Raw genomic sequence first — 26206 nt, 5'->3', positions numbered from 1 at the left:
GCGGCCCTATCCGCGCGTGAAGATCTCGGCGGCCGCCGCGGTGCCGTCGGCGGTGCCGACGATCACCACGAGGTCACCGGACCGCAGGCGGGTGTCGGGGCCGGGGCTCGCGACGACTTCCGCGTCCCGCACGATCGCGACGATCGAAGCTCCGGTGCGCGTCCGCACTCGCGCGTCGCCCATGAACCGACCGGCGTACGGCGAATCGTCGGACACCTGCACCTGGATCGTGACCAGCCCGGTCACCTGCCGTTGCAGGTCCGCGAGCCGCTCGACCAGCCGTGCGGTGCCCAGCAGCTCGGCGACCCCGTTGGCCTCCTCGCTGGTCAGGGCGAGGCTCGCCAGGGTGGTATCGGGATCTCGTGGGTCATAGACGACCAGGTCCCGGCGGCCGTTGTGGTGGGAGACGACCGCGGCGTGCTGCCCGCGCGCCGTCCGGAACTCGTGCCGCAGTCCGATCCCCGGCAGCGCCGTCCGCTCGACCTCCACCTCGATCAGCCCCTCTCGCGTCGCGGTCCCCCATGATCGCATACTGCGCGTCGGCGGTCCGGGTCCGCTTTCAGGCGGGCACCGGCTCGGTCCGGGTCCGTGCTCCCCAGCGCACCAACGAGGGGTACGCGATGCCTGCGGTCGCGAAGACGAGCGCGACAACCAGCCACCCGGGTCCGCCGCCCCCCACGACAAGGGCCGTGAGCAGGGGCGGAGTGACCATGTTGCCGATCTGGCGGCCGGTCAGATACGCGCCCTGATACTGGCCTTGCGCCCAGTCCGGGGCGAGCCCGAAGATGACCGCCCACGTCGCGGTCGAGCTGAACAGCTCACCCAGCACGTGTACGCACGACGCGGCGAGCACTCCGGCGACGACCGCCCAGGCTGGCATACCGGTCGACGCTCCGAACAGGACACACGCGACGGCGATGATCAGCGCACCGCGGCGACCCGTACGCGCGGCACTCGCCAGGCCGTCGGTGCCACCGGAAGCCCACACCTGCAACAGGACGCAGCCCGTGGTGTTGATCAGCAGCGCCGCCGACACCAGCCACAGTGGACCGCCGGTGTGCACGGTCAGCCACAACGGCAGCCCGATCGTGAGCAGCTCGTTGTAGAGCGCGGCGACCAGCCCGTCGACGAGGGCGAAGCTGAGGAACGGGCGGTCCCGCAACGCCACCAGGCGCGGTTGCTCGGCCGGGCGCTCGACCACCGGTTGTTCCAGGTGCACCCGGGTGAGGACCGATGCCGCGAGCAGGAACGTGACGGAGTTGCCGAGCAGCATCGCCACGTACGCCGGCCGGCTGTCCAGCATCAGCGGAATGCTGCCGATCAACGCCCCCAAGCCGATCCCGGCGTTGTTGGCCGAGCGCAGGAAGGCGCGTACGCGCAACCGCTGCCCCGGTTCGACGGCCGCCGCGATCATCGCCCCGTTCGCCGCCTTCGCGCACGCCTCCCCGATCGCGATGAGGCAGGCGATCGGCGCGAACGACCACAGTCCGCGTACGCCGATCAGGCCGGCGAAACAGGCCGACTGCAGGATCAGCATCGTCAGCATGACGCGCTTGGGACCGTACTTGTCGGCGACGTAGCCCATCGGCGTACTCAGCGCCATGCCCGCCCCGGCCGCGATCGCCAGCCCGAGCGCGACTTCGGCCGGGCTCAGCCCGATCGAGCGCGTCAGGAACAGCGTGCTCGTCGTCAGGTACGCCCCGTTGCCGAGCGTGTTGACGAAGTGGGCGGCGATCAGGATGCGGGCGTTGCCACGGGGTGGGAGGAGCACGCGGGCAGCGTAACAAACCGTACGTCCGTCTTGCTACCGCGCTCTCGTATGCCGCAGATCACGCCCGCCGCCTTTCGCGCCCGCCTTTTCGCGCTGGATCAGGGTTCCGGGTCGAATCTTGGTCCGAGATTCGACCGAGATCCGTGATCCGGCGCAGATCCCTGCTGCGGCCGTCAGGGGACGAGGACGGCCCGTCCGCGGACGGTGCCCGCCTCGAGATCGGCGAACGCCTTGAGCCCGTCGGCCAGCGGATAGGTCTGCACGTCGACGGAGATCTTGCCCTGCTGGGCCAGCGAGAGAACCTGCCGCTGATCCGTCCGCGTCCCACCGAACGAGCGGCGTACGTCGACGCCCCAGGGCAACGGATCGGCCGTCCCGTTCGCCTCGTAGGTGAACGAGCCGCCGCCGAGCCCGACGACGCGCAGCGCGCCGTCCGGCGCGATCGTGTGGGTGGCGAGGTCGATGGTGGGCTGCACGCCGACGAAGTCGAAGACCGCGTCAGCTCCGTAGCCGCCGGTCTCCTCCAGAATCCGCTTCACGGCGTTCTCATCGCTCTTCAGAACGAGGTCGGCCCCGTGTTCCTGGGCGATCTCGAGCTTCTGCTCGCTGGAGTCGACCGCGATGATCCGCGCCGACGTCGTCGCGGCGAGGATCTGCAGCCCGACGTGGCCCAGACCGCCGACCGCGATGACGACCGCGGTCGAGCCCGGGCCGAGCCGATGGCGTGCGCCGTTGATCGCGTGCATCGGGGTCAGCCCGGCGTCGGCCAGCGGCGCGGCCTGCACCGGATCGAGGTCGCCCAACGGTTCCAGATACCGCGCCTTGACCCGCATGTATTCGGCCATGCCGCCGTCCGGGCCGAGCCCGGGGCACGGCGGGTACGCGTACCGGCCGCCCTGGTTGACGCAGACGTTGTCGCGGCCCTCGATGCACGGGCGGCACACGCCGCAGGCCCAGATCAGGTAGACGAGAACGGCGTCGCCCTTGGCGAATCCGGTCACCGTGTCGCCGAGTTTCTCGATGTGCCCCGCAGTCTCGTGGCCCAGCGTCATGTTCGGGATCGGCCACTCCGGCACGTGCAGCACGTGGAGGTCGGAATGGCAGAGCCCGGCCCCGGCGACCTTCACGAGCACTTCGTCCGAGGCGATCTCCGGCACCTCGACGTCGCGTACCTCGATCTTCCCGGGTGAGACCAGCTGCAAAGCCCGCATGCCCTCACCGTAACCGGGCCGACTCGGCCATATCCGGCGTTTGCCGAGGTCTTCAGGGACCGGGCCGGCCGCGCGATCACGACTTGGTGAGCCGCACGCTGCCGGCGACCGCGACCACCTGGTTCGCCCGGAAGGACCGTGACGCCATGAGCGTGAAGCCCGACCCGTCGGGCAGGACGGCGCTCAACCGCCAGAACTCGGCGGCCCGTACGAGCTTCACTCGCTTGCCCCCGACCGTGACGGTCTCGACCGACTCGAATCCCTCGATTTGATCGTCCCGACTCGTGTCGGGCTGCGGCGTCCAGTTCGCGGTCAGCACCCGACTGGGGGCCTTCGGATCGACGTAGGAGAGGATCGCTCCGTCGTCCTTGAACATCCCGAGCCGCCAGCCCTTCGGCACCAGGCCGATGGTGAGTTTGAAGCCGACGCTCTGCGGTTGGTCGACCACCGCGTGGGCCAGCGCCAGAACGAACTCTTCGGTGGCGTTGTGCCCGGCCTTGGTGAGCGAGAGCCATACGCCTGGCCGGTGTTCCCAGCGGAGGGCCACGAACATGACCTCTCCGGACTCCTTCTTCCCCGTGACGATGCGGCCTGGGCGGCCGTCGACCGTGATCTCCCGCTCTCCCTTGACGTACTCGTCCGGTGGCGCGGCCAGCGGAGCCAGCACGACTTCACTCCCGTCCGGCTGGGCGTAGACCGCCATGATGGGGCTGTTCGGCTCCGCCGTGAACGTCGGTTTACCCAGTCCGGGAACGGTGTAGGGGAACTCGGGAGTGCTCGCCGCGACCAGCTCCACCGAGCCAGCCGATTCGTCCGGCGTCGGTCGGGTGAGCCGAGGCAGCACGACCGCCGCCGCACCGGCGGCGAGGACCAACCCAGCCCCGGCCAGTGTCCAGCGGCGAGAGAATCCCCTGGTACGCCGCCCGCCCGCGCTCCGCAGCCGGGTACCCGCGCTCGGCGTCCGACACTCGGCGAGCAACCGTTCGCGAGCTGCGAGCCGAGCATGGTCAGGCAGCTCCGTCGCATCCGGGCCAAACGCGTCCAGCAACGAGATCTCGTTCATGATTCCTCCGGAAGACCAAGCGATTCCGCTGGCAGACCCAGCGCGGACCGGGTGACCCGACGGGCGCGGTTGATCCTGGACCGCACCGTCCCGATGGGGATGCCGAGCGTGGCGGCGATCTCTGCGTACGAGAGCTGAGCCCAGGCGAGCAGCAGCAGCGCGTCGCGATCCGGAGGCTTCAGGCTCGCGAGCGCGGCGGCGAGGGCACCGCGCAACGCCTGGGCGTCGAGGCGATCATCTAGCGCCTCGTCGAGGTGTACGCCTCGGTCCGACCCCGCCGAGCGGGCCAGCGCCCGATAGCGGCGCTCTTCCGCCCGCACATGCCGACGCAGCACGTTGGTCGCGATGCCGAACAGCCACGGCCGGGCGTCGATCCGCAGCGGTTCGAAGGACTCCCGCACGCGAAAGGCGACGAGGAACGTCTCGGCCAGCAGGTCGTCGGCGGATTCGCCGATCCGCCGGCTCAGATACCGGTGCACCGCGGTGGCGTGCCGGTCGAACAGCGGCGCGAAGCGTTCCGGCGCGCGGATCGACTCCCGGATCAGCACGTCGTCGGCGTACTGCACGGGCGAACGCAAATCTGTCACGTCTGTTCATGCCCGATCGCGACGGAGTGGTTCACGGTCGTCGCCAGTCCTAGTGAGGCGGCGGACGACGCTTGCGAGCGCTTCCCGGTCGACGGGTACGCCGGTGGTGAGCGCCTGCAGCACCGCACCGTCCAGCACCGCGCCGACGGCGTACGCGCATCGCCCGAACGCGGCTTCGAGCACCTCGCGGAGGCCGCCGAGCCGACGGTGGGCAAGCGGACGCAGCCGCTCGTCGCGCATCGCCGCCGCCGACAGCTCGTACGCGAGCCGGGCGGGCACCGCGTCGGCGGCGTACTCGGCTGCGATCGCCGCCAGCTCGGTGGCCGGGTCGGCCGCAGCGGCCAGCCGCTCGGCCCAGCTCGTCAGATCGCGATCGAAGATCTCGGCCGCCCGGCGCAGCCCCGCCTCGACCAGGTCGTCCAGGGTCGGGAAGTAGTAGGTCGTCGCGCCGAGCGGCAACCCGGCGCGGGTCGCAACACTGCGGTGCGTCGTACGCCCGATGCCGACGTCGGCGATGCTTTCGATGACCGCTGCCGTGAGGGCGTCCCGGCGGGCCTGCGGATCCCGGGGCCGTTGCACCCGACGCTGGTCGGCGCTCAATGGGCCGCCGCTCCGCCGACGTTGAGGATCACGACGCCGGCCACGATCAGCCCGATGCCGACCACCTTGACGACCGTGAGCGGCTCGCCGAGGAAGACCGCGCCGATGGCGACGATCGCCGCCGTGCCCAGCCCCGACCACACGGCGTACGCGACGCCGACCGGGACCGACTTGACGACTTGGGACAGCGCGATGAACGACAGACCGTAGCCGACGAGCACCGCGAGGGTGGGCCACAGCTTGGTGAACCCGTGCGTCGACTTGAGCAGACTGGTCGCGATGACCTCGGCCGTGATGGCGCACAGGAGGAAGACGTAGCCCATGAACTTGTACGGTAGTACAAGATGCCTTACGAAGCCCTGACAGAACGCGTCGGGGCTGCCGCAGCGGGCTCGGCCGGACCTACGCTGGCTACGTGACCCGATCCAGCTCGCCCGCCATCCTCGTCGTCGACGACGATCCCACCGTCGCCGACGTCGTGCGGCGATACCTGGAACGGGCCGGGATGACCGTCGAACTGGCCGCCGACGGCGACACCGCCCTGGCCGCGTACGCCGCCCGCCCACCGGATCTCGTGGTGCTGGACCTGATGCTGCCCGGGGTCGACGGGCTCGAAGTGTGCCGCCGCATGCGGCAGTCCTCCGCCGAGCTGCCGATCATCATGCTGACCGCCATGGGTGAGGAGATCGACCGGATCGTCGGCCTGCAACTGGGCGCGGACGACTACGTCACCAAGCCGTTCTCCCCGCGCGAACTCGTGCTCCGCGTGCAGTCGGTGCTCCGGCGTACCGGGGCGCAGCCGCAGCAGCCGAAGGATCTCCTGCACGACGGCGACCTCGTGGTCGACCCGGCGCGCCGCACCGCGACGCTCAGTGGTTCGCCACTGGCGCTGACCGTACGCGAATTCGACCTGCTCGTGGCGTTGATGTCGCAGCCGGGCGTCGCCTTGAAACGCCCGCAGCTGCTGGACCAGGTGTGGGGCTGGACGTTCGGCGACCAGTCCACGGTGACGGTGCACATCCGGCGGCTGCGGGAGAAGATCGAGCCCGATCCGGCGAATCCGTCGCGCATCCAGACCGTGTGGGGCATCGGCTACCGCTACGAACCGGTGGCCGCCGATGCGTGACGTCGTGCTGATCGCGCTCGCCGCCCTCCTCGGCGCGCTGGTCGTGTGCGTACCCGGGGCGGTCGCCCTGCGCCTGCTGCAACGCCGGTCGATCACGGCCAACGTGGGCGTGCTCGTGCTCGTCGTCGTGCTGGCGGTTGCGGCCGGAGTGCTCGCCGTCGCCGAGGAGATGTTCATCTCCGGCCACGACCTCCAGGTCGTCCTGATCGTCGTGCCGATCGCGGGCGCGATGTCACTCGCGATCGGGCTCTGGATGGGCCGCCGCATGGCCCGGGCCGCCGTGTGGGCCGCCGACGCCCGCCGCCGCGAACGGACGCTGGAGGCCAGCCGCCGTCAGCTCATCGCGTGGGTCAGCCACGATCTGCGTACGCCGCTGGCCGGGATGCGGGCGATGGCCGAGGCGCTAGAGGACGGCGTGGTGGACGACGCGGAGTCGATGCGGGAGTACCACCACCGGCTGCGCGTCGAGTCCGACCGGATGGCGCGGCTGGTCGACGACCTCTTCGAGTTGTCCCGCATCCACGCCGGGGCGCTGAATCTGACGGTGGCCGACGTGGGGCTCGGCGACGTCGTCTCCGACGCCATCGCCGCCGCCTCGCCCATCGCGGCGAGCCGCAGCGTCCGGCTGCGTACGCCGTCGCAGGCCGCCTGGCCGACGGTGAAGGCCAGCGAACGAGAACTCGGTCGCGTGGTGGCCAACCTCGTCCTCAACGCCGTCCGATACACCCCGCCCGACGGCACCGTCACGATCGACGGCGGGCGGGACGCCACCGGACCCTGGCTGGCAGTCAGCGACACCTGCGGCGGCATCCCCGAGGCCGATCTCGACCGGGTGTTCGACGTCGCCTTCCGGGGGTCCCGGGCGCGTACGCCGGACACCGGCTCGGGCGGCGGTCTGGGGTTGGCCATCGTCCGCGGCCTCGTGGAAGCGCACGGCGGCACGGTGGCCGCCCGGAACGCCGGCGAGGGCTGCCGGTTCGAGGTACGCCTCCCCGCCTGAGCGATCCCTCACGCCCGCCGCTTGAACCATCGCACGTAGGCGACGCGCTCAACGAATGCGAAGGCGACCACGGCGACGACCGCCGGGGTACCGGTGACGCCGATCGCGGTGAGGAGCGCGATGACCAGGATTTCGAGGCCGATCAGGACGGCGATCGCAGCGAAGGTCGACGGCGGCTTCTTGGCGGTCGTCAAGTCTGCAGGTTTCGGCACTTCGACTCCCCCTTGATTTGTGTTTACTTGTGTGAGTAACTATTACTCAGACGAGTAAGGTCCGTCAACCGCCGGCTCCGGCGACGCGGGCTTGATCGATCGGGGCCAGCGCCGCCCTGCCAGAACATGAGGAGATCACATGACATCGACCGTGACCGACACCCAGATCAGGGACCTGGCGGCGACTGCGAACCCGGCGAGCATCGTGATCCTGCGTTGGACCGCAGAGCGCCACCAAGACGGCGCTGCGGCGACCGAACTGGAGCATCAGCGCCGCATGGTCGCGCTGCGCGCCGACGGCGTGATCGCGGTCCTGTGCCCGGTAGTCGACGACTCCGAAGCCGGTATGGCCGGCGTCCTCATCATGAGCATCGGCGCCGACGAGGCCAAGGCATTGATCGCCGAGGATCCCTGCGTCCAGGCCGGAATGATGACCTTCGAGGCCCACACCTGCCTCACTTTCCCGGGCGACCCAGTGCCGGTCCATGATCATCGCAAGATCCGGGGATGACGCGGCTTAGATCGCCGACAAAGCCGCGTTATCCCGGGATACGTCGCAAAGTCGCCCGAGGTACGTCACGTAGACGCGGGAGTCCGTCGCGAAGAGCGCGAGCGGACGAACCGCCAGACCGAGGCCACCACGACCGCAGCCCAGACGAAAGCAAGCACGATGAGCAGCCCGCGAGGGTAGTCCCGCGGCAGCGCCGAGGGAAGCGAGGAATCGCGCCCGTACCCGAGAACAAGCGGAAGCGAAATGAAGGCGACGGCAGCGGACACGTAAAGTCCAGCCTGGACGGGCACGCGCAGCCAAGGCGGCAGCAGCCGGGCGGCGAGCACCCCGGCGAGCAGCACGAGCGGCATCACGAGCAGGTCGGCGTACACGGCGCTGACGAACAGGAAGCGTACGTAGGGCCAGAATCCGACCGACGCCGAGCGCAGCACACCGATCGCGCCGATGACGATCACCACCAGGCCCGCGGCGATGAGCAGACGACGGAGAAGTGTCATGCCGCGCCCACTGTGATCCGGGCCAGCCACTTCGTCTGCAACACGCCCGGCCGGTTCGGGGCGATCAGACGGCATGGGTAACCGTGGTCGAGATCCAGCGTCTCCCCGTGCAATCGCAGCGCCACCAACGTCAGCGGGTCTCGCGCATGGGGTTGCTCCACAGTAGACGTCCGATAAGGACTGTTCTCTTGCAACGACTCCACCGTCACGACGTCGTCCGCTCCCCCGCCGACCAGCGCCGTCAGGTCGCGCAGGCGTACCCCCGTCCACACGGCGTCCGCGCTCCAGCCCTCCACGCAGGTGATCGGCAGGCTCGCGGTGTATTGCGGCAGCGCCGCCAAGTCCGCGAGCGACAACAGCTTCGTGCCGCTCGGGCCGATCAGTTCCAGCTTGTACGCCGAATGCAGCGCCCGGTCCCGGACACCGGCCGACGCCGCCGACCCGTTCACCGGGACCCCTTGGACTCCGATGCGGGGATCGCGCGGCGCGAGAACGGAGATCCCGGCCAGCGGACGGATCGTCTGGCCGACCGTCGCGACGGTCACGACTCCGATCGCCGCCCCGACGGTGACGAGGAAGCCACGCCGGGTCCACCCGTCACCGGCCGGCGTCGGGCGTACCTTGGCCGTCAAGGCGCGCCGGAGGATCGGGAGTTTCACTCCGATGTGGATCAAGATCGCGCCGGCCGCTATCCAGGCGGTCCAGAAATGGGCGACCGTGAAGAAGAACCCCATCGGTGCATACCATCTGGCGATGTTGAGCAGGCCCGTGAGCACCTGGAAGCCGGCCGCGGCCACGAGGATCGCCAAGCTCAGCCGTTCAAGACCGTGCGCCAGGTCGCGAGCCGGCGGCCAGCGGAAGAGCTTGGGGTAGACGGACCAGATCTTCGCACCGAGCAGCGGGACGATGGCGAGACCGGTCGCGACGTGCAGGCCCTGCGTGACGCGATAGAGGCCGACCGGGCGCGAGGGCCAGAAGAACCAGCCGGGCGGATGCTGAATCGCGTGGCTGATGTAGCCGGTGAGCAGGCAGATCGCGAAGGCCGTGCCCAGCATCAGGCCGAGCTGGCTGGTGAGCCGGGGCGAGCGCAGGCGGCTCACCGCCCGAGGCAGGCGAACCATCGTCCCTCCTCATTCCAGGTCTCGCGGACGGTGAAGCCCGCGTCGGCGGCGGGCCCGGCGAGCCGGTCGGCCGCGACCAGCGCCCACGGGAACGGCGTGCTCTCGCGGTCGCCGTCGTGCAGGACGACCGGGCCCGACCAGCAGGCGGCACCCGGCGGATCGGTCTCCACCAGCACGGTAGCGTCCGGGCCGATCAGTTCGGCGCAGCGCCGCAGCAGACGCGCCGGGTCGCCGCCGATACCGATGTTGCCGTCGATCAGCAGCGCATGCCGCCACGTGCCCGCGCCGGGCACCGGGCCGAAGACGTCCCCGCTCACGGCATGTGCGCCCCGGCGGCGGGCCAGCCGGACGGCGGTCGGGCTGAGATCGATGCCGAGCGCGGTGATGCCGGTCGCCGTCAGCGCGGCGGCAAGCCGTCCCGGTCCACAGCCGACGTCGAGGGTCGGGCCGGCGCAGCGGTCGAGCACGCCCCGATCCCCCGGTCGCAGCCGATGCCACGCGCCGGTTTCGAGGTGGCGCAGCGACCGCCCGGCGAGGTCGAGCAGCCGCAACCGGGTGTCACGCCGGAGCGCGCCACTGTAGAGCGCGAGCGCAGTGATCATCCGAGGCACTCCGTCACAGCGGCCGCGAACCGTCCGTCCGGGCATCTGCGGGCGACTTCGACGGCGTCGGCAGCGGTGTCGACGTCTCGCAATACCGGCAGTTCCGCGACCCGCAGTCCGTACGCGCGCAAGGCGGCCAACGTCCGTCGCCCGGTGTCCGGCCTCGACGTCGGGATCTCCTGGATCAGCGTCGCGTGTGCGGGATCGCGCAGGGTCAGCGCCCACCAGCCGCCGTCCTCGGCGAGCCCGAGCGCCGCGTCCGCCTCATCGGCCGCCCGGACCGCCGCGTCGAGCAGGTCGGGCCGCACTTGCGGGGTGTCCATACCGATGAGCAGGGTCGCCTCTGCTTCCTCGGCGGCTGCGGTGAACGCCGACGCTATGCGTACGCCGAGATCACCGTCGCGCTGCGGGACGAGGCACCACCCCGGACGAGCGGTCATCACGCCGTCGGCGACCAACGTCCGCCAGCGCGCCGAGGTGGCGTCGACGGCGTCCAAGGTGTCCTCGATCGCCGCGTACGCCACCGCCGCCGCCTGCTCGGGAGTGCACGGCGGACACAGCCGGGTCTTCACCCGGCCCGGCACGGGCGCCTTCGCCAGCACGAGTACCTGCGTCCTCATCCGGCCAGCACCTTCGCCATGTCCCGGACGGCCCGTGCGGTGCCCAGCACGGTCCCGGTCACCTTCGACTTCGTTCCTTCGGCCCGGGGCGCGTACGCGACGGGGACCTCGGCGATGCGCCACCCGGCCCGGGCGGCGGCGACGATCATCTCCAGTGGATAGCCGAAGCGCCGGTCGCGCAGGTCCAGCTCCAGCAACGCCGTCCGCCGGGCCGCCCGCATCGGGCCGAGATCGTGGATGTCGACGTCCAGTTCGCCGCGCAGCCACCAGGCGAGGAACCGGTTCGCCTGCTGGGCGTGCCACGGCCAGGCGCCCGGGCCCGGCGTGCGCCGCCCCAAGGTCAGGTCCGCCTCGTCGGCGACCACCGGATCGACGACCTGAGGCAGGTCGCGCAGGTCGAACGAGCCGTCCGCGTCGGCCACGCAGACCACTTCGGAAGTGGCCGCCTCCAGTCCGGCGTGGACGGCCGCACCGAACCCGCGCTGCGGGGCGTGGACCACGTGGGCGTCGAACGCCCGGGCGACCGCGACGGAGTCGTCGGTCGATCCGTTGTCCGCGACAATGGCCCGATAGCCGGTCGGCAGACCGGTCAACACCTGCGGTAACGCGGCCGCTTCATTGAGACACGGCAATATAACGTCGACCATGAACGCACCGTACCGCCGGAATCGACCACATATTCTTACCGACTCCGGGGAAATCCTTACGAACCCGTGACGCCTCCCGGACGGAGCGCTCGCCAGCGCTTAGCGTCGAAGGCGTGAAGGTTCTCGTGACCGGCGGGGCCGGGTTCATCGGCTGTTCCGTCGTCGATCAGCTGACCGCGGCCGGGCACGGCGTACGCGTCTTCGACCGGGCGCTGCCCAGCGGCGAGGACTTGCGAGACCCGGCGGCCGTCGACCGGGCGGTGTCGGGCGTGGACGCCGTCGTCCACCAGGCCGCCATGGTCGGACTCGGCGTCGACCTGCAGGACCTTCCCGAGTACGCGGGCTGCAACGACCTGGGCACGGCGGTTCTCCTGGCCGCGATGGCCCGGCACGGCGTACGCCGGTTGGTGCTCGCCTCCTCCATGGTGGTGTACGGCGATGGCGCGTACACGTGTGGTGACCATGGACCGGTGCGCGCCCGGGTGCGCCACGAGCCGGACCTGACCGCCGGCCGGTTCGAGCCCACCTGCCCGCAGTGCGGCGCGCCCGTGACGCCGGAGGTGATCGACGAGGACGCGGCGCTCGATCCGCGCAGCGTGTACGCGGCCACGAAGCTGGCGCAGGAGCACCTCGCATCGGCGTGGGCCCACGCGTCGGGCAGCCGATGCGCGGCGTTGCGCTATCACAACGTCTACGGACCGGGGATGCCCCGCGACACCCCGTACGCCGGAGTCGCCGCGATCTTCCGGTCGGCGCTGGCCGCCGGACAGGCGCCCCGGGTCTTCGAGGACGGCGGCCAGCGCCGCGACTTCGTCCACGTACGCGACGTCGCCGCCGCCAACGTCGCCGCACTGTCCTGGTTGGACCGCTCGAACGCGGAACCGTTCCGCGCGTTCAACATCGCGTCCGGCGTACCCCGCACTGTAGGCGATCTCGCTGCCGCATTGTCGAGTGTCATGGCCGGACCCGATCCGGTGGTCACCGGGCAGTTCCGGGCGGGCGACGTCCGGCATATCGTCGCCTCCCCCGCCCGGGCGGCGGCCGACCTCGGCTTCCACGCCGCCGTTCCGTTCGAGCAAGGGATGGCGGAGTTTGCGGCGGGCTGAGCTCCTCGTCCTGTGCGGAGCCGCCGTCCTGGTCGGCGCGGCCATCGTGGTGGGGCGGCAGGTCGACGTTCAAGCCGCTGCGGCACCCCTGTACGCGCATTGGATTCCGCATACCGGGCCGGGCACCGTTCCAGCCATCCTCATCGCACTGCTGGTGATCTTCGCGTTCCCCCGGAACCTGCCGTGGCGGAGCCTGCTCGCGGTGTCCTATGTCGCCGCGTTCGGCTGGACGCTGAGCTTGGCGATGGTGGACGGCTGGAACCACGGGGTGGCCACCCGGCTGACCGTCGACGCGGAGTACCTCGCGGCGTTGCCTAGCGCCGGAGACATCCCCGCGATGATCCACGGGTACGCCGACCGCATCCTCGACTTCCAGCCCGATTCCTGGAACACCCAAGCGGCCGGACATCCGCCGGGCGCCCTGCTCGTGTTCGCGGTGCTCGACCGGGTGGGCCTTTCCGGCGGAGTCGCCGCCGCGCTCACGTGCATCGCGGTAGGCTCATTCGCCGCCGTGGCGGTCCCGTCGGCGCTGCGCTCGCTCGGCTCGGGCGAGATCGCACGAGCCGCCGTGCCGTTCGTCGTGCTCTTCCCCGGCGCAGTATGGGTCGGCGTCTCCGGCGACGGCCTCTTCCTCGGCGTCACCTCGGTCGCGGTCGCCTTGCTCGCCACTGGACGGGCACTGTGGACGGTGCTGGCCGGGGTGCTCTTCGGATTCGCCGTGTTCCTGTCGTACGGCCTGGTCCTGATGGCGTTCCTCGCGGTCGCGGTCGCCATTGCGGCGCGGCGATGGAAACCGCTCCTCTGGGCGTCCGGCGGCGCGCTGCTGCCGGTCGCCGGGTTCGCCTTGGCCGGCTTCTGGTGGTTCGACGGCTACTCCCTGGTACGCATCCGCTACTACCAGGGCATCGCTTCGCTCCGCCCTTACTGGTACTGGGCTTGGGCGAACTTCGCCGCCCTCGCCTTCAGCATCGGGCCTGCCGGGTACGCCGCACTCCCCCGTCTCGCTTCTACGAACCAGATCAGGGTTCTGGGTCGAATCATGGGGCAAGATTCGACCCAGAACCCTGATCTGCCGCAAGAAAAGACAGCGCCGGTCGCGATCCTCGCGCTGGGCGCGCTCGCCGCGATCGTCGTGGCCGACCTGTCCGGCCTCAGCAAGGCGGAGGTCGAACGCATCTGGCTGCCCTTCGCGATCTGGCTGCCCGCCGCGGCCGCTCTGCTGCCCCGGCCGAAGCTGTGGCTCGTGGCGCAGGCGGCTACGGCGTTGCTCGTCAACCACCTGCTGCACACCGTCTGGTGACCGCGTACCCGGCGCGCACCCGCGAGCGGGAAGCGCCGCGCACCCGCGAGCGTCAGCGAGCGGGAACAGCAGGCGGCGTACGCTTGCTGAACATCCGATCGGCCAGCCAGATGAACAGGATCGCCAGGGCGATCTGGATGAAGTGCCGGATCCAGTCGATGCCTCTGGTGTCACCCACTCCGAGCCAGTCGGCGATGACGCCGCCCAGCGTCGCGGCGACGATGCCGACGATCACCGTCACGAGCATCGAGATGTGCTGCTTGCCCGGCAGCAGCAGGCGGGCGAGGATGCCCACGATGGCGCCGCCGATGATCCCCCACAGAATTGTGCCCACCATGCGTCCACGCTAGATCACGAATTCCCAGCTGGGGCTGGTTTCCGGGCAGTCAGCAGCCGGGCGCTCGGCGTATGCCGCCAGGGCCGGTCGGCCGGTGCGGCCGCTAGAAACCGCCGCCCGAGTTCGGCCAGTGCGTCTTCGCCCTGAGTCAGGGCAAACGCCCGTAACGGCCCACTACTGGACATAGCCCGTCAGAACGTCGCCGCATCGGGATGCTCCATCGGGAAGGAGACCGCCCGATCCGCCGTCACCTCCGCGCCCGCGTACGCGATCGCCTCGGCCGCCCGGCGTGCGGCGTCGGGGTCGGCAGCGGCTCGCCCGCGAATGCGATGGGACAGCGCGAACGGCCCTTCCTGTTCGACCACATCGGGCCAGTACACGACCGACAGCCGCCCGCCCGGACGTAACAGGCCGACCCACGAGGCCAGCGCGGCCGGCGGGTCGGGCAACTGTTGCAGCCCGAAGACGGAAACCACCGCCGCACAGCGTCCGGTCCACTCCGGCCCGACCTCGACGGCGTCCCCGACGACCGCCTCGGCGAGCGGGAACGACGAAGCCCGAGCGGACGCGCGCGCCACCATGCCGGGCGACAGGTCGATCCCGACGATCGGGCGTCCGGGAAAAGCAGTCGCGAGCAAGGGCAATTCCGGAAAGGTGCCGCAACAGGGCACGAGGATCGGACCGTCCGGCAGGTCCCGGCCGAGCTCTTGCACCGCTAACTCGACCCACGGAGCGAACCGGGGTACGAAGTAGTCGTCGTAGCCTGCGGCGGCTTGATCCCAGGCTCGGGCCAGTGGCGATTCGTCGTCCTGCATGGCAATCCTCAGATCAGTCCGGCGTCGTGGGCGAGCAGTGCGATCTGCGTACGGTTGGTCAGGTCGAGTTTGGTCAAGATGTGCGACACGTGCGCCTTCACCGTCGTCAGGCTCATCAGCAGCTCCCCGGCGATCTCCGCGTTCGAGCGTCCCTGGGCGATCGCGAGCACGACATCCCGCTCCCGAGGAGTCAGTGCGGCGAGGGTCTCCCGGGCCCGTTCGGTTGCGGCGGAACCGGTTGTGACCTGGTCGACGAGCCGCCGTGTCACGCTGGGCGACAGGATCGGCTCTCCGGCCGCGACGCTGCGGACGGCCGCCGCGATGCGCTCCGGCGGCGTGTCCTTGAGCAGAAAGCCGCTCGCTCCGGCCCGCAGCGCCCGCACGATGTGGTCGTCGGAGTCGAAAGTGGTGAGCATGACGACCTCGGGCGGTCGCGTGCGACGCCGAATCCGCTCGGTCGCCACGATGCCGCTCACTCCCGGCATCCGGATGTCCATCAGCACCACGTCCGGGTCGTGCTTTTCGACCGCGACCAGCGCCTGCGCGCCATCGGCCGCCTCGCCCACGACTGCGATGCCGTCCGCGCCGTCCAGCATCATCGTCAGCGCTCCGCGTACCAGCGGATCGTCGTCGACGATCACAACCCTGATCATGCCGGTCACGGTAACCGAACGGTGAGCCGGAACTCGCCGTCCGCGTCGATCTCGTGCTCCAGTTCACCGCCCACGAGCGACACCCGCTCGGCGAGCCCGGCCAATCCGGTTCCGCCGCCCGGTCCGCGCCCATCCGGCACGGTGGAATTGCGTACCGTCAAGATTGTGGGTGGACCCGCAAGCTGAAGCGTCACCACCTGCCCGGGGGCGTGTTTGCGCGCGTTCGTCAGTCCTTCTTGGATCACGCGATACGCACACCGCCCGAGCGCCGGCGGCAAAGCGGCCGGGTCGAGCCGGTCGTCGAGCTCGACGCGCTGGCCCGCGGCCCGCGCCTCGGCGAGGAGCGCGGGCAGGTCGGCGAGGGTCTGGCCGGCCGGAGCGTCGGGATTGCCGTCGTCCTCGGACCGCATGAGGGTGATGACCTCGCGTAGGTCTTCGAGCGCCTGGTGCGCACCCGCACGGATGACGCGAGCCGCCTCGGTCAGACGTTCGGGCGGGGCGTCGGGCCGATACTCGACCGCGCCCGCGTACGCGGCGAGCAGCGACAGGCGATGAGCAAGCACGTCGTGCATCTCGCGGGCGATGCGGTTGCGTTCGGACTGCCGGGCCTCGACGATCCTTCGTTCCTGCTCCTCCTCCGCTCGCCGGGCGCGGTCGCGCAGCTCCCGCAGCAGGTTCACGCGGGCCTGAGCCCAGAATCCCCAGCCGAGCAGGGCCGCGTACGCCGCCGTCATGAGCAGCATCCACCAGCCGTACGACAATCCGGCCGGCGTCCGCCAGATCCCCTGGATCGCCTGCCCGAGGATGCCGACCACGGTGACCGCCAGTGCTTCGCGGAACGGCCGCCGACGGGCGGTGTGGAACGCGGCGAAGCTGGCGACCGGCGTCGCGACCGGGGAGAACGCGGCGAGCACCCCGGCGACGAGTCCACCGGCCAGCGGCTGCCGGAACAGCCAGGCGGTGACCCCGATCGACACGAGCGCGACGACGGCGTCGAACGGAATCAGGTCCGGGGCGGATTGCGTCGCGCCCCACAGGGCGTACGCGACGAGGCCCCCGATCACCACGACGGTGATCGTCAGGCCGGTTCGGCGGGCGTTCACGCTGGCAGGTTATCCAGGCACGACGTGGGCCGGCCACCTACTAAAGATGTAGCGCGCTTACTAAAGACGGTGTCCCCACGACCTCCGGAGCGATGACGGAGCGACCGGGCTCGGGCCAAGCTGCCGCCATGACGAAATCCGTACGCCGCCTCACCATCACCGCCGCCGCCACCGCAGTCGCCGGAGCCGGGTTCGCCCTGCTCGCCGGCCCGGCCGGAATCGACCTCGCCGTCCGGACCGGCACCTCCACCACCGAGGTGACGCTCGCCGCCGCGCTCATCGCCGGTGCGGTCGCCGCCCTCGCCGGTTGGGGCCTGCTCGCCCTGCTGGAGCGGCTGACCGCCCGGGCGCTGACCGTCTGGACGATCATCGCCGCCGGATTCCTGCTGCTGTCGGTGCTGCTCGGCCCGACCGGCGGCGTCTCCGGTTCGGCGAAGCTCGGGCTCGCCGCGCTGCACCTCGCGGTCGGCGCTGTGGTGATCCCCGGCCTGCGCTGGAGCACCCGATGAACGCCGCAGGCACCGTCGAGCGCTCCGTCGTACGTTCCAAGGGCGTCTTCGAGTTCGGCAACGCGACGCTCCAGACGAGTTGGTCGTGGCGGCGGGCCGTCATCCGGCTCGGCGACCGCGAATGGACGATCCATCCGACTGACCGGCGTCGCATCGGCGTCGAGGCGTACGCCGGAAGCGGCCCGGCCGTGCGGCTGCATCCGCAGCGCTCGCACGTCCCCGGGCCGGGCGGCCCGGTCCGCTGGCAGCGAGGTCACCGAGGAGCCCGGCTCGAGCGCGACGGCCGCAGCATCGATGTGCAGATCCCGCCGCTCGCCCGCCGCCCGATGCGAGTGGAGGTCACCGGCGACTGGCCCGACCTGGAGCTCGTGGTGCTGTCGATGGTGTACGCATTGATGACCAAGCGCCGTCGCCGGACCATCATGATCGTCGCGATCATCGGGGCGACGGGTCACGGTCCCGTCTTCTGATCCGGGCCGCCAGCAGCAACCCGGCCCCGAGGGCCGTCAGGCCCACCGCGTACGCCGCCACCCGTCCCACCGGCGTTCCCGTGACCGGGATGGGTGGCGGCGTCGTGCCGCTCGCCGTCGGCGTCGGTTGCCCGCTAGCGGACGGCGACGGCTCTCCGCTGGATGCGGACGGCGTCGGCGAGGTCGGTTGGTAGACGTTGGTGAACGTGCAGGTGACGTCCTGCCCGATCGCCGGGGTGAGTACGTCGCCGGGCGTGTCCACGACCGTGTCCGTGCCGGTGAGTACGCAGGTCACCGGGCCGGGCAGGTAATCGGTGGGACCACCGGACTCGCCGAGGGCGTACGCGATCCCCGGAACCGCCTCCGCGCCGGTGACGGCCGGCTCACCGTCCCGGCCGCTGATCGACGAGGCATCGCCGTCCGGGACAGCCTGAAGCAGCCACGAGCCGGGTTCGGCCGACCCGCCGCCGGTGTTGTCGACCTGCTTACGCAGCGTGAGCTTCGCGGGCTGGGCCTGGTTGACCGCGGTGCACTCGGCCAATTGACCCAGTTGGACGGTGACCCCGCCGTTGAGCCCGTCGTACTCCGGCCCGAGGGTGCCGTCGCGCTGCCGCAGCGAGCAGCTCCAACTCCCGGTCGCCGGCGGGACGATGACCGCGTTCGGCCCCCGATCCTGCACGTATCCAGGCACTGTCGTCTCGCCGAGCAGGTATCGCGTACGGGGCTCGACCTCCTGCTGCACGCCGGTTGTTCCGCTGAAGACCGGGCTCCCGCCTTCCGCGTACGCGGTGAGGGTCCAGCTGTCGGCCGGCTCGGCGGCGGTGAACGGGTTGATCACGCTCTTGAGCAGCGTCAGTTTGGTCTCACAAGTGACCGTGTTCGTCACGGTGAACACGTTGTCCCCGGCGACCAGCGTCTCCACGCCGACGTCGCCCTGAGTCGCAGTGAGCGAGCACCCCGGGGGCAGCAGGTCCAGGTTGACGTTCTCACCGATGGTGACGACGTCGCCGGCCAGGTATCCGCCGTAGGTCTGCCCCCAGACGGGATCGGTCTGCCCGGTCAAGGTCAGCGCCGATTGGAATTCGTCGGGCTGATTCGGCTCGTCATACGCCGTCCCCTGAATGATCCACTTCTTGTGCACGGTGACCGTGGCGGGAGGCGTCGGCGCTCGGTTGTACACGGTGCAGGTGACGATGGCGTTCCGCAGGGCCGAGACCGTGAACCCGGTGGCGCCCGAGTTCGTGACCGGCACCGAACTGCCGTCCGAGGCGCACGTCGCGTTGAGGCCGCCCACCTGGACCAGGCTGTAGCCGGCTTGCGGAGTCTCGGTGAGCGTCACCGGCAGTGCGGCGGCGCCGTCCAGGTCGGCGGTGAAGCTGACCGCCCCGGAGTCACCGGCGGTGGTGCCTGACGTAGGAGTGACCCCGGCTGTCGTGGTGCTGAACACCCAGTCCCCGGCGGGAACGGCGTCGTCGATCGTCCCGGTCGGCGGCAGCACCCGCTTGACCACGCTCACCGAGCCGGAGCAGGTACGCAGCGCGATCGCGCGGAACACCGCGGCGAGCTGGTCATACCCGGTCTGCACGTAGTCGGTCCCGGCCACCGGGCCCGAGACCGCCTGCAGATTGAGCGGCGAACCGCTGATCCCGGCGCCGACGCCGACCGCGACCACTTTGGTGCCAAGCGCCTTGACGGCGTTGGCCGAGAAGATCCCGTTCTCGACCTCGCGGAACCGGGTGAAGTTGCCGGGCCCGTCGGCGTTCGGCCCGTAGAACGTCGGATTGCCGTCGGTCAGCATGACGACCGCGTCGAAGGTAGTAGTCGCGGCGGCGACCGCCCACAGCCCCGCGTCCCAGTTCGTGCCGCCCCCGGCGGTCAGCCCGTTGACCACGTCCTTGACCGTCTGGGCCGAGCTGCTGTCGGGCACCGCCGTCGGCCCCAGCAGAGCGTCGGCGTTGGTCGCGAAGCTGTAGACCGCGATCCGCGACGGCGTACCGGTGAGGGCGTCCACGAAGCCGTTGGCGGCGTCCTTCACCGTGGGCAGCGACGATGCGATCGAACCGGAGACGTCGACGAGCAGGGCGATGTTCAGCCCGCAGTGGTCGGGCAGCGAGGGGTTGTCCCGGATGTCGGCCCAGTAATCGCTGCGCGCCGTGGCGTTGGTGTTGCCGGTCGAGGGGGTGGGCACCTGATAGCTCTGGTTCGCGTGCACGTTGCCGATGAAGTACCGGTTGTACGCAGTCGGCGTCGTCGTACCACCGCCGGTGTTGAGCTGCGAGATGATCGAGAAACCGGTCGGCGCGGTGCGCTCGACCACCCAATAGCCCTGATTGTTTCCGGTCCGGGCGGGCACCGTGACCGTGCAGGTGCCGTCGGCCCCAGTGGTGCACGAAGCGGCGGGCGTGCCGCTCGGAGAGCCCGTGGAGACTCCGGCGTAGAGGTCGAACACCGCGCCGGGCAGGCCCGCGACGGTCTGCGCGCCGGTGCGGTCGCCGCCCTTCTCGATGGTGATCGTGGCCCCGTCGGCTGCGACTGCCGGCCCGGATCCCCAGGTCGTCCACAGTGTCAGCAGGCTCAGAGCCAGCACGACGACGGCGTACGCCGCGGTGCGGCCGGAAGTCGGTCGGCGCAACACGCAACCCTTCGTCGGTGCCCGGCAAGGCACGGCTGACGAGGGATGCGGGAACAGCCTGCCATGCCAGAGACGCAACGATGCGTAGCGACACGACTACAGACCGTGTTACGCCAGCGTCAGGTGCGCGCCCTTGAGTCGAACACCGGCGTACGCAGTCCGCCCCGCCCGTGCTGGCGATCGCCGGGACCGCGAAGGCGTACGCGGGTGGTGACGGTCGTCCCGGCCGAGCTCGTCTCGATGGCGAACTCGTCGGCGACCATGCGGACGATCCACAGCCCGCGTCGGCCGGGCTGGCCGCCCTCGTCCTCGGCCGACGGGTCCGCCCCGGCCGACTCGGGCTCGGCGATGCCCGGCCCGGCATCCTCCACCTGGCAGTAGACGGCATCCGAGGTACGCCAGAGCCGCAACTGGCCGCGCCCGCCGCCGTGCCGGATGGCATTGACCGCCAACTCGCTCGCGATCAGCAGGACCGCCTCCACCGTGGTCGGCCCGGCTCCGCCCGACTGGGCGTGCGCCACCACGGTCTGCCGGACCTGATACAACTGGCCGGCCACGAATCCGATGTCGAGCAGGCGGTCGGCCTGCTCGGGCACCAGGCGCGCCCCTGCTTCGCGGTCGGCTGGGGAGCCGCCGTCCGCTCGGTCAGACATGGTCGCCCGCTCCTCCCGCTCACCCCCGATGGCCGCGTCACCGCCATGACACGCAATCCGTCGCACGGCCGACAATAGCGGCCATCCACGGTTTTCTCCTATGTCGGGAGACGTACAACTTTCCATGACAAGCGGGTCACGATCCGTCACGGACAGGGAACCGCCACGGGCCGCGAGCCCGAACGCGAGCGCGGATACCCCGAGCGGTACGGCCGCAAACCGCACTTGGAGAAAAGTCGCAAACGATTCCCGGGCGGCTTCACGCCGTGCGGGTGGCCTCGGCGTACGCAGGGGCGCGACGAGCCGCCGGGATCTCCGTCGTCGCCGGGGCGAGGACCACCGCGGTGCCGTACGCACACACCTCGAACCAGCTCTCGGTGACCTGGCGATGATCGAACCGCATGGCGACGACCGCGTCCGCCCCGAACTGCGCGGCGGCGGCCGTCATGTCGTCGACCGCTTCCCAGCGGCAGGCTATGAGCAGATCGCGGCGCACGTCCGCCCCGTTGCTCCCGCCCGTACGCAGGGACACGAATCCTTCGCCGTAGGGGTTCTTCGACCGGGCGGCGATCCCGAGGACCTGGCCGAGAACTTGATGGATCGCGCGGCCGTAGACCGCGTCGGTGGTCACCACGAGGACGCCGTGGCGCTGGGACAGCCGGTGAGTCGGGGCGGTCATGTCACACCCGCCTTTCGAGAGTGGTGCCGGCATTGCGCGAGCGAAGGACCGGCGGCTGGGGAGATGAGGTGAGCCACGGGCCGGTTTCCCAGCATGGCCCGACTTATCCGATATATGCCAGCGATTACCTCCAAAGAGGGACGACCCGTGTAGGAAGTTTGTAGTCGTCCTGAAGGTGATCTTTCTACGATCAGGCTCTCTGTTGATCAGTCCAAGGAGGACACTCACGTATGAACGCCTCCCCTCGCCACCTCGCGGCGAGCGCCCGTCACATCGCCCTGAGCGGTGCCTTGCTGGTGCTCACCGCCGCCGCCGTCCTCGCCGGTGACGTGCTGCCCGCCCAGGCCGCCCGGGTCAACGCCACGTGTGCCAACACGACGTCGGACGCGGCGACGATTCAGACCGCCATCAACTCCTCCGCCCCCGGGGACGAGATCGTCATCAAGGGCCCCTGCTTGATCAATGCGACGATCAAGCTCGCCGACGATCGCACCTACCGCGGCGACGGCGCCGGTACGCTGCTCAAGCAGGCGAACGGCGCGAACCTCAAGGCGATGCTCGCCTCTCAGGAGTGGGCCGACAACAACGCGTGGGTCGGATCAGGCGTACGCGTCGAGCGGCTCACCCTCGACGGCAACTCGGCCGCCAACACCGGCACGTCGCCGCTGGTGCTCCAGACCTGGGACAGCCGGGTCTACGACATCCGGATCTACAACGCCCCGGCCGACGGCATCCTGCTGACCACGGTGACGGCGAACGGCACGCAGATCGCCAACACGGCGGTGAACAACATCCTCAGCGACATCTACATCGAGAACGTCAAGGGCGCGGGCATCCACGGCTACGACCCCGCCAACCTGCTCACCGACACCGTGATCGAACGCAGCTGGATCGCCGGCACCGGCGGCAGCGCGGTCGCCACTGACAACGCGGCCGGCTGGCAGATCCGGGACCTGCACCTCTACGAGGTCGCCAAGAACGGCATCGACGCCAGCCGGTGTTACAACACCGGCATCCACGACAACTACATCGAGGACTTCGGCTCTCAGGGCACGTCCGGCACCACCTACTACGGCATCCGCTGCACCGTGCAGGACAAGGCGCCGTCGTCGATCAGCGGCAACACGATCAACCAGTTCGGCGCGTTCCCGGCCACCGGCACGTTCGTCTACATCGGACTCGACGGGGTCAACGGCGGCGGCAGCGGCTTCGTCAGCGTCACGGGCAACGGCATCCTGGGCCGCGCGACCAGCCGGGAGACCGGCTTGAACTATCAGAAGGGCAGCGGCACGGCGCTCACGGTCGCGTCGACCGGCAACATCGTGTCCTCCGTCGGCACCTCACGCACCGTCGGCACCGGCGTCACGGTCTCCGCGGGCGTCTGACCCCGCCGTGGGCCCGGTCCGCGGACCGGGCCCATGTTTGACCTGCTCATCAACGGGTACGCCGTAAGCTGTGGCCGTCCGGCGCCGCTTGAGCTCGGGGGTGCTCGCGTGCCGGGCAGCCACAAACGGACTCCCTTTGGCAGGCCCTCCCGTCTTCCGTCAGACGGCGCCCTTCCGTCAGACGAAATCGAAGATGGGCGGGAAGGCCAGCACCACGATCCACGCCCAGGCGGCGTACACGATGAGGTAGCCGGTCTGCCAGCGCTCCAGCCGCGAGAACGGCGCGCGCCGCCAGAGGAATGCGGCCAGGAGCCAGGCGGACCAGGCCAGATTCGCGAGCAGGATGAGGTTTTCGCCGAGTGCGGCCGTCTTGTTCGCGCTGAACCCGAACTCGGCGATCCGGCTGTTCACGGCGAGCAGCACCAACACGTCGATGACGAGGGCGCTGACCACGAGCGCGAACTGCAGCCAGTCGAACCACCCCCGAGGCGCTGCGGGTTCCCGCGCCGAGATGCCGTAGAGCAGCAACCCGAGCACCGCGACGAGCACGAGATCGAACAGGATCAGGACGTCCCGCTCGATGTCGATGCCGTTGCCGGTCCAGATCACCGCGCCGACGAAGGCCAGCAGCGCCACCACGAAGAGCGGCGTGAAGACGCGAGTCAGCACGGGCGCCATGTTCTCGATGACGCTCTGCTTCCAGCCGACCAGCCAGGCGGCCACCACGACGGCAGCCAGCGCGCCGCAGGGCAGCACCCATTGACTGACGAGGATCTCCGCGTCGATGCCGATGGCCCGGAACACGCCGACGGTGAAAGCCGTGAGCACGCCGCCGCCGAGCGCGATGAGGACGTAGTAGATCGCCACCTCACCGGTGAACCGGATGAAGTCCATCCGCCTTCGATCGGAGCGCCACTCCCCGCTCGCATACGCGATCCCGACGACCAGCCACAGGGCGATCGGCAGATGGATCGCGGTGAGGATGGTGGTATCGGCGTCGTTGTCCAGCGGGTAGACGTTGGCCCCGATCACCCCGAGCGCGAAGAGCGCCGCGATCACCCCGATCATCGCCGGACGGACCTGGTTACGCCAGATGAAGTACGCCGCCAGCGGCACCAGCGCGAACAGGCTGAAATTGCGGCCGTAGAAGCCGAGGTCGTTGTCGAAGGTCAGCCCGAACAGGGCGGGGATCTTGATCCCGATCGCGGCGACGGCCGCGCACGCGATCATGATCAGCAGGTCCTTGCGGACGGGCCCCGCCTTGGCGGGCTCCCCGCCGCCGGTCAGCACCAGCTGCTTCCAGAGTCGCTCCGAGTGCTCCCGGGCGAACTCCCGCGAGACTTCGTCGAGGCTGCCCATCCGCTTGACGGCGATCAAGAACGCCTCGTCGGGCTCGAGGCCGGCCTCGGTCAGCTCGTCGATGCTGTTGCGCAGGTGATCCTCGAGTTCGTCGGAGTCCGCCGCGCTCAGCTCGCGACGCCGTCGCATGTACGCGACCCATTCGCCGATCTGCGCCTCCAACGCCGCGTCCTCGGCGGTTCCGTGCGATGCGCCCCCTTCGGGCGCGGTGCCGTCCATGTCCACCGATCAGCCCTCCCAGGCGAGCTTGGGGCCACTCGCCTGCGCGTCGTTCCAGATGTTCTGCAGCGCGTCGACGACCGCCGACCATTGCCGGCGCTGCTCGGCCAACTCGGCCTGGCCTTGCTCGGTGATCCGGTAGTACTTGCGGCGGCGTCCGCCCTCCGGGCCCCGCCACACCGATTCCACGTGTCCCAGCCGTTCCAGCCGATGCAGCAGCGGATAGAGCAGTCCGTCCGTCCACTCCAGACGGCCGCCGGACAGGTCGCCGACCTGTTTGAGGATCGCGTAGCCGTAGCTCTCCCCCTCGGCGAGGATGCCGAGGACCAGCGGGGTCGCCGACGCCGCGACGAGGTCCTTCGTGATGTGCACGCCGCCTCCCGTAAACCTAGATACTCAATGCATCGTACTTCTAGGTATCCGAAGAACGCAACGATCATGACCAGTCGCGCGGATAATCGGGGAGATGAAGGTCCCGACCCCCATCGTTACGCTGCTTGTCGGCGTACTGATCGCAGTGATCGTGGCGGTCCTCAGCGCCCGGGCCAAGCCCGAGCAGCCGACCGAGCCCTACGGCGCGCCCTTTATGACGACGGTGACCCGATGACCAGTACGCCGACGCGCTCACCGGCCAGGAGCAGCCGCATGCTCGTCCCGCTGCTCGCCGGAGCCCTCGTGTCGGTCGCCCTCGGCGTCTACGGCAGCCGCCACAAGGGCGACAGCATCGTCTTCCGCGTGTCCGGCTTCGAGAACCTGATCGAGGTCAAGAGCTGGATGGCGTTGGCCGCCGGCGTCCTGGCGGTCGTCCAGCTCGGCTCAGCGTTGATCATGTACGGCAAGATCAAGGCGATCAGGCCGCCGTCTTGGATCGGCATCCTGCACCGCTGGTCCGGCCGGCTCGCCTTCTTCATCGCCGTCCCGGTCGGCGTCTTCTGCCTCTACGGCATCGGCTTCCAGGCGTACGACGCCCGGGTGCTCGTGCACTCGCTGCTCGGCTGCCTTCTCTTCGGCGTGTTCACGGTGAAGATGCTCGTGCTGACCAAGCCCGGCCTGTCCGGATGGATCCTGCCGGTCGCGGGCGGAGCCGTCTTCACGATCCTCGTCGGAGCCGTCCTGACCTCAGCCGCCTGGTACTTCAGCGCCCACTAGCCGCGTTCTGTCTCCGGCTAGCCGCGATTCTTCTTCGACGCGAACACGATCGCCACGACCGCGGCGACGATGCCCGTGACGCCGACCATGCAGCACAGCAGCGCCAGCACGTGCCACGGCTTGAGCGCACCCATCCGGCATCCCCCTTCGACGCACGTCAGCCTATCGCCTCGCGCATTGACCCGTCTCCCGCTGAGCCCGCGTCGGTGGTACGCCAGCGACCTCTCGCGCCACCGATGACGTGCGTGGCGTACCACGCGCGTCAGCAC

32 protein-coding genes are annotated in these 26206 nt (G+C 70.1%); 10 read left to right on the top strand and 22 right to left on the bottom strand.

Annotation, left to right across the window (positions count from 1 at the left end; genetic code table 11):
* Positions 1 to 6 precede the first annotated feature (6 nt).
* From HOV77_RS21390 to HOV77_RS21360, 7 genes are all read right to left on the bottom strand, one after another.
* Positions 7 to 495 (bottom strand): cation:proton antiporter regulatory subunit, encoded by a 489-nt coding sequence (locus tag HOV77_RS21390; protein WP_290864373.1) that lies wholly within the window; start codon positions 493 to 495, stop codon positions 7 to 9.
* Positions 496 to 559: 64 nt separating this feature from the next.
* Entirely contained in the window at positions 560 to 1771 is a 1212-nt protein-coding gene (locus HOV77_RS21385; protein WP_290864347.1) for an MFS transporter, read from the bottom strand.
* A 173-nt stretch (positions 1772 to 1944) separates the two neighbouring features.
* Positions 1945 to 2982 (bottom strand): NAD(P)-dependent alcohol dehydrogenase, encoded by a 1038-nt coding sequence (locus tag HOV77_RS21380; protein WP_290864345.1) that lies wholly within the window; start codon positions 2980 to 2982, stop codon positions 1945 to 1947.
* 76 nt (positions 2983 to 3058) lie between these two features.
* Positions 3059 to 4045: a hypothetical protein gene (locus tag HOV77_RS21375; protein WP_290864343.1), complete on the bottom strand. Its 987-nt coding sequence runs from the start codon at positions 4043 to 4045 to the stop codon at positions 3059 to 3061.
* A complete protein-coding gene (locus tag HOV77_RS21370) occupies positions 4042 to 4632 on the bottom strand; it encodes a sigma-70 family RNA polymerase sigma factor (protein WP_290864341.1) in 591 nt (196 codons plus the stop codon). Before HOV77_RS21370 ends, HOV77_RS21375 begins: the two co-directional genes overlap by 4 nt.
* 6 nt (positions 4633 to 4638) lie before the next feature.
* Positions 4639 to 5211 (bottom strand): TetR family transcriptional regulator, encoded by a 573-nt coding sequence (locus tag HOV77_RS21365; RefSeq protein ID WP_290864339.1) that lies wholly within the window; start codon positions 5209 to 5211, stop codon positions 4639 to 4641.
* 17 nt (positions 5212 to 5228) lie between these two features.
* A complete protein-coding gene (locus tag HOV77_RS21360) occupies positions 5229 to 5555 on the bottom strand; it encodes a multidrug efflux SMR transporter (protein WP_290864337.1) in 327 nt (108 codons plus the stop codon).
* 92 nt (positions 5556 to 5647) lie between these two features.
* Here HOV77_RS21360 and HOV77_RS21355 point away from each other — a divergent pair, with 92 nt between their 5' ends.
* The gene (locus HOV77_RS21355) at positions 5648 to 6358 is read left to right on the top strand and encodes a response regulator transcription factor (RefSeq protein ID WP_290864335.1); all 711 of its coding nucleotides are present in this window, start codon (positions 5648 to 5650) and stop codon (positions 6356 to 6358) included.
* Positions 6351 to 7358 carry a HAMP domain-containing sensor histidine kinase gene (locus tag HOV77_RS21350; RefSeq protein WP_290864333.1) on the top strand — a complete coding sequence of 336 codons (1008 nt, stop codon included), beginning with the start codon at positions 6351 to 6353 and terminating at the stop codon, positions 7356 to 7358. Before HOV77_RS21355 ends, HOV77_RS21350 begins: the two co-directional genes overlap by 8 nt.
* Before the next feature lie 8 nt (positions 7359 to 7366).
* On the opposite strand, the gene HOV77_RS21345 is transcribed toward HOV77_RS21350, so the two are convergent.
* Positions 7367 to 7570 carry a hypothetical protein gene (locus HOV77_RS21345; RefSeq protein ID WP_290864331.1) on the bottom strand — a complete coding sequence of 68 codons (204 nt, stop codon included), beginning with the start codon at positions 7568 to 7570 and terminating at the stop codon, positions 7367 to 7369.
* 139 nt (positions 7571 to 7709) lie between these two features.
* Here HOV77_RS21345 and HOV77_RS21340 point away from each other — a divergent pair, with 139 nt between their 5' ends.
* Positions 7710 to 8081: a hypothetical protein gene (locus tag HOV77_RS21340; RefSeq protein WP_290864330.1), complete on the top strand. Its 372-nt coding sequence runs from the start codon at positions 7710 to 7712 to the stop codon at positions 8079 to 8081.
* Between the two features lie 65 nt (positions 8082 to 8146).
* Here the strand turns inward: HOV77_RS21340 and HOV77_RS21335 are convergent, their stop codons facing one another.
* Genes HOV77_RS21335 through HOV77_RS21315 form a run of 5 tightly spaced genes read right to left on the bottom strand, consistent with a single transcriptional unit; the run spans position 8147 to position 11568 of the window.
* Entirely contained in the window at positions 8147 to 8578 is a 432-nt protein-coding gene (locus HOV77_RS21335) for a hypothetical protein (protein ID WP_290864329.1), read from the bottom strand.
* On the bottom strand, positions 8575 to 9699 hold the full coding sequence (locus HOV77_RS21330; RefSeq protein ID WP_290864328.1) for a molybdopterin-dependent oxidoreductase: 1125 nt from the start codon (positions 9697 to 9699) through the stop codon (positions 8575 to 8577). Before HOV77_RS21330 ends, HOV77_RS21335 begins: the two co-directional genes overlap by 4 nt.
* The gene (locus HOV77_RS21325; protein WP_290864327.1) at positions 9675 to 10301 is read right to left on the bottom strand and encodes a class I SAM-dependent methyltransferase; all 627 of its coding nucleotides are present in this window, start codon (positions 10299 to 10301) and stop codon (positions 9675 to 9677) included. Before HOV77_RS21325 ends, HOV77_RS21330 begins: the two co-directional genes overlap by 25 nt.
* Entirely contained in the window at positions 10298 to 10921 is a 624-nt protein-coding gene (locus tag HOV77_RS21320; protein WP_290864326.1) for a DUF2064 domain-containing protein, read from the bottom strand. The genes HOV77_RS21325 and HOV77_RS21320 overlap by 4 nt, the downstream gene beginning before the upstream one ends.
* Positions 10918 to 11568: a glycosyltransferase family 2 protein gene (locus HOV77_RS21315; protein WP_290864325.1), complete on the bottom strand. Its 651-nt coding sequence runs from the start codon at positions 11566 to 11568 to the stop codon at positions 10918 to 10920. The genes HOV77_RS21320 and HOV77_RS21315 overlap by 4 nt, the downstream gene beginning before the upstream one ends.
* Positions 11569 to 11681: 113 nt before the next feature.
* Between HOV77_RS21315 and HOV77_RS21310 the strand changes: the two genes are divergently transcribed.
* Positions 11682 to 12674: an NAD-dependent epimerase/dehydratase family protein gene (locus HOV77_RS21310; protein ID WP_290864324.1), complete on the top strand. Its 993-nt coding sequence runs from the start codon at positions 11682 to 11684 to the stop codon at positions 12672 to 12674.
* Positions 12661 to 13974 carry a hypothetical protein gene (locus tag HOV77_RS21305; RefSeq protein ID WP_290864323.1) on the top strand — a complete coding sequence of 438 codons (1314 nt, stop codon included), beginning with the start codon at positions 12661 to 12663 and terminating at the stop codon, positions 13972 to 13974. Before HOV77_RS21310 ends, HOV77_RS21305 begins: the two co-directional genes overlap by 14 nt.
* Positions 13975 to 14026: 52 nt before the next feature.
* Here the strand turns inward: HOV77_RS21305 and HOV77_RS21300 are convergent, their stop codons facing one another.
* The 4 genes from HOV77_RS21300 to HOV77_RS21285 all read right to left on the bottom strand — a co-directional run bounded on the left by HOV77_RS21300 (position 14027) and on the right by HOV77_RS21285 (position 16882).
* Positions 14027 to 14311, bottom strand: coding sequence for a GlsB/YeaQ/YmgE family stress response membrane protein (locus HOV77_RS21300; RefSeq protein WP_290864322.1), 285 nt, complete (start codon positions 14309 to 14311; stop codon positions 14027 to 14029).
* A gap of 191 nt (positions 14312 to 14502) precedes the next feature.
* Complete coding sequence (locus tag HOV77_RS21295) at positions 14503 to 15126, bottom strand: class I SAM-dependent methyltransferase (protein ID WP_290864321.1); 624 nt, start codon at positions 15124 to 15126, stop codon at positions 14503 to 14505.
* Positions 15127 to 15134: 8 nt separating this feature from the next.
* Positions 15135 to 15779 (bottom strand): response regulator transcription factor, encoded by a 645-nt coding sequence (locus tag HOV77_RS21290; RefSeq protein WP_290864320.1) that lies wholly within the window; start codon positions 15777 to 15779, stop codon positions 15135 to 15137.
* Positions 15780 to 15784: 5 nt separating this feature from the next.
* A complete protein-coding gene (locus HOV77_RS21285; protein WP_290864319.1) occupies positions 15785 to 16882 on the bottom strand; it encodes a histidine kinase in 1098 nt (365 codons plus the stop codon).
* A gap of 128 nt (positions 16883 to 17010) precedes the next feature.
* On the opposite strand from HOV77_RS21285, the gene HOV77_RS21280 reads away from it, so the two are divergent.
* Both HOV77_RS21280 and HOV77_RS21275 read left to right on the top strand, forming a co-directional pair.
* On the top strand, positions 17011 to 17391 hold the full coding sequence (locus HOV77_RS21280) for a DUF6069 family protein (protein ID WP_290864318.1): 381 nt from the start codon (positions 17011 to 17013) through the stop codon (positions 17389 to 17391).
* Positions 17388 to 17861: a hypothetical protein gene (locus tag HOV77_RS21275; protein WP_290864317.1), complete on the top strand. Its 474-nt coding sequence runs from the start codon at positions 17388 to 17390 to the stop codon at positions 17859 to 17861. The genes HOV77_RS21280 and HOV77_RS21275 overlap by 4 nt, the downstream gene beginning before the upstream one ends.
* On the opposite strand, the gene HOV77_RS21270 is transcribed toward HOV77_RS21275, so the two are convergent.
* The 3 genes from HOV77_RS21270 to HOV77_RS21260 form a co-directional block, all read right to left on the bottom strand.
* Positions 17827 to 20496 carry a VWA domain-containing protein gene (locus HOV77_RS21270; RefSeq protein ID WP_290864316.1) on the bottom strand — a complete coding sequence of 890 codons (2670 nt, stop codon included), beginning with the start codon at positions 20494 to 20496 and terminating at the stop codon, positions 17827 to 17829. The genes HOV77_RS21275 and HOV77_RS21270 overlap by 35 nt on opposite strands.
* 116 nt (positions 20497 to 20612) lie before the next feature.
* Positions 20613 to 21146 (bottom strand): ATP-binding protein, encoded by a 534-nt coding sequence (locus tag HOV77_RS21265; protein ID WP_290864315.1) that lies wholly within the window; start codon positions 21144 to 21146, stop codon positions 20613 to 20615.
* A gap of 259 nt (positions 21147 to 21405) precedes the next feature.
* The gene (locus tag HOV77_RS21260) at positions 21406 to 21825 is read right to left on the bottom strand and encodes a heavy metal-binding domain-containing protein (RefSeq protein ID WP_290864314.1); all 420 of its coding nucleotides are present in this window, start codon (positions 21823 to 21825) and stop codon (positions 21406 to 21408) included.
* A gap of 230 nt (positions 21826 to 22055) precedes the next feature.
* Between HOV77_RS21260 and HOV77_RS21255 the strand changes: the two genes are divergently transcribed.
* Positions 22056 to 23210, top strand: coding sequence for a right-handed parallel beta-helix repeat-containing protein (locus HOV77_RS21255; RefSeq protein WP_290864312.1), 1155 nt, complete (start codon positions 22056 to 22058; stop codon positions 23208 to 23210).
* 177 nt (positions 23211 to 23387) lie between these two features.
* Here HOV77_RS21255 and HOV77_RS21250 read toward each other — a convergent pair whose 3' ends face one another.
* Positions 23388 to 24788 (bottom strand): permease prefix domain 1-containing protein, encoded by a 1401-nt coding sequence (locus HOV77_RS21250; RefSeq protein WP_290864371.1) that lies wholly within the window; start codon positions 24786 to 24788, stop codon positions 23388 to 23390.
* A 9-nt stretch (positions 24789 to 24797) separates the two neighbouring features.
* Positions 24798 to 25160 (bottom strand): PadR family transcriptional regulator, encoded by a 363-nt coding sequence (locus HOV77_RS21245; protein WP_290864310.1) that lies wholly within the window; start codon positions 25158 to 25160, stop codon positions 24798 to 24800.
* Between the two features lie 94 nt (positions 25161 to 25254).
* Between HOV77_RS21245 and HOV77_RS21240 the strand changes: the two genes are divergently transcribed.
* Both HOV77_RS21240 and HOV77_RS21235 read left to right on the top strand, forming a co-directional pair.
* Complete coding sequence (locus HOV77_RS21240) at positions 25255 to 25395, top strand: hypothetical protein (RefSeq protein ID WP_290864308.1); 141 nt, start codon at positions 25255 to 25257, stop codon at positions 25393 to 25395.
* On the top strand, positions 25392 to 25937 hold the full coding sequence (locus tag HOV77_RS21235; RefSeq protein ID WP_290864306.1) for a DUF6529 family protein: 546 nt from the start codon (positions 25392 to 25394) through the stop codon (positions 25935 to 25937). The genes HOV77_RS21240 and HOV77_RS21235 overlap by 4 nt, the downstream gene beginning before the upstream one ends.
* The last annotated feature ends 269 nt before the right edge of the window (positions 25938 to 26206 follow it).

It is taken from the genome of Hamadaea sp., assembly GCF_013362815.1.
Classification (GTDB): Bacteria; Actinomycetota; Actinomycetes; order Mycobacteriales; family Micromonosporaceae; genus Hamadaea.
The sequence above is the reverse complement of the archived record's forward strand: the minus strand, read 5'-3'. Positions and strand labels throughout refer to the sequence as shown.

Excerpts from the sequence above, each read along its gene's own strand:
- HOV77_RS21380 (WP_290864345.1), bottom strand. The coding sequence starts at position 2,982 with ATGCGGGCTTTGCAGCTGGTCTCACCCGGGAAGATCGAGGTACGCGAC.
- HOV77_RS21375 (WP_290864343.1), bottom strand. The coding sequence starts at position 4,045 with ATGAACGAGATCTCGTTGCTGGACGCGTTTGGCCCGGATGCGACGGAG.
- HOV77_RS21360 (WP_290864337.1), bottom strand. The coding sequence starts at position 5,555 with ATGGGCTACGTCTTCCTCCTGTGCGCCATCACGGCCGAGGTCATCGCG.
- HOV77_RS21350 (WP_290864333.1), top strand. The coding sequence starts at position 6,351 with ATGCGTGACGTCGTGCTGATCGCGCTCGCCGCCCTCCTCGGCGCGCTG.
- HOV77_RS21340 (WP_290864330.1), top strand. The coding sequence starts at position 7,710 with ATGACATCGACCGTGACCGACACCCAGATCAGGGACCTGGCGGCGACT.
- HOV77_RS21335 (WP_290864329.1), bottom strand. The coding sequence starts at position 8,578 with ATGACACTTCTCCGTCGTCTGCTCATCGCCGCGGGCCTGGTGGTGATC.
- HOV77_RS21330 (WP_290864328.1), bottom strand. The coding sequence starts at position 9,699 with ATGGTTCGCCTGCCTCGGGCGGTGAGCCGCCTGCGCTCGCCCCGGCTC.
- HOV77_RS21325 (WP_290864327.1), bottom strand. The coding sequence starts at position 10,301 with ATGATCACTGCGCTCGCGCTCTACAGTGGCGCGCTCCGGCGTGACACC.
- HOV77_RS21320 (WP_290864326.1), bottom strand. The coding sequence starts at position 10,921 with ATGAGGACGCAGGTACTCGTGCTGGCGAAGGCGCCCGTGCCGGGCCGG.
- HOV77_RS21315 (WP_290864325.1), bottom strand. The coding sequence starts at position 11,568 with ATGGTCGACGTTATATTGCCGTGTCTCAATGAAGCGGCCGCGTTACCG.
- HOV77_RS21300 (WP_290864322.1), bottom strand. The coding sequence starts at position 14,311 with ATGGTGGGCACAATTCTGTGGGGGATCATCGGCGGCGCCATCGTGGGC.
- HOV77_RS21295 (WP_290864321.1), bottom strand. The coding sequence starts at position 15,126 with ATGCAGGACGACGAATCGCCACTGGCCCGAGCCTGGGATCAAGCCGCC.
- HOV77_RS21290 (WP_290864320.1), bottom strand. The coding sequence starts at position 15,779 with ATGATCAGGGTTGTGATCGTCGACGACGATCCGCTGGTACGCGGAGCG.
- HOV77_RS21280 (WP_290864318.1), top strand. The coding sequence starts at position 17,011 with ATGACGAAATCCGTACGCCGCCTCACCATCACCGCCGCCGCCACCGCA.
- HOV77_RS21275 (WP_290864317.1), top strand. The coding sequence starts at position 17,388 with ATGAACGCCGCAGGCACCGTCGAGCGCTCCGTCGTACGTTCCAAGGGC.
- HOV77_RS21265 (WP_290864315.1), bottom strand. The coding sequence starts at position 21,146 with ATGTCTGACCGAGCGGACGGCGGCTCCCCAGCCGACCGCGAAGCAGGG.
- HOV77_RS21260 (WP_290864314.1), bottom strand. The coding sequence starts at position 21,825 with ATGACCGCCCCGACTCACCGGCTGTCCCAGCGCCACGGCGTCCTCGTG.
- HOV77_RS21255 (WP_290864312.1), top strand. The coding sequence starts at position 22,056 with ATGAACGCCTCCCCTCGCCACCTCGCGGCGAGCGCCCGTCACATCGCC.
- HOV77_RS21250 (WP_290864371.1), bottom strand. The coding sequence starts at position 24,788 with ATGGACGGCACCGCGCCCGAAGGGGGCGCATCGCACGGAACCGCCGAG.
- HOV77_RS21240 (WP_290864308.1), top strand. The coding sequence starts at position 25,255 with ATGAAGGTCCCGACCCCCATCGTTACGCTGCTTGTCGGCGTACTGATC.
- HOV77_RS21235 (WP_290864306.1), top strand. The coding sequence starts at position 25,392 with ATGACCAGTACGCCGACGCGCTCACCGGCCAGGAGCAGCCGCATGCTC.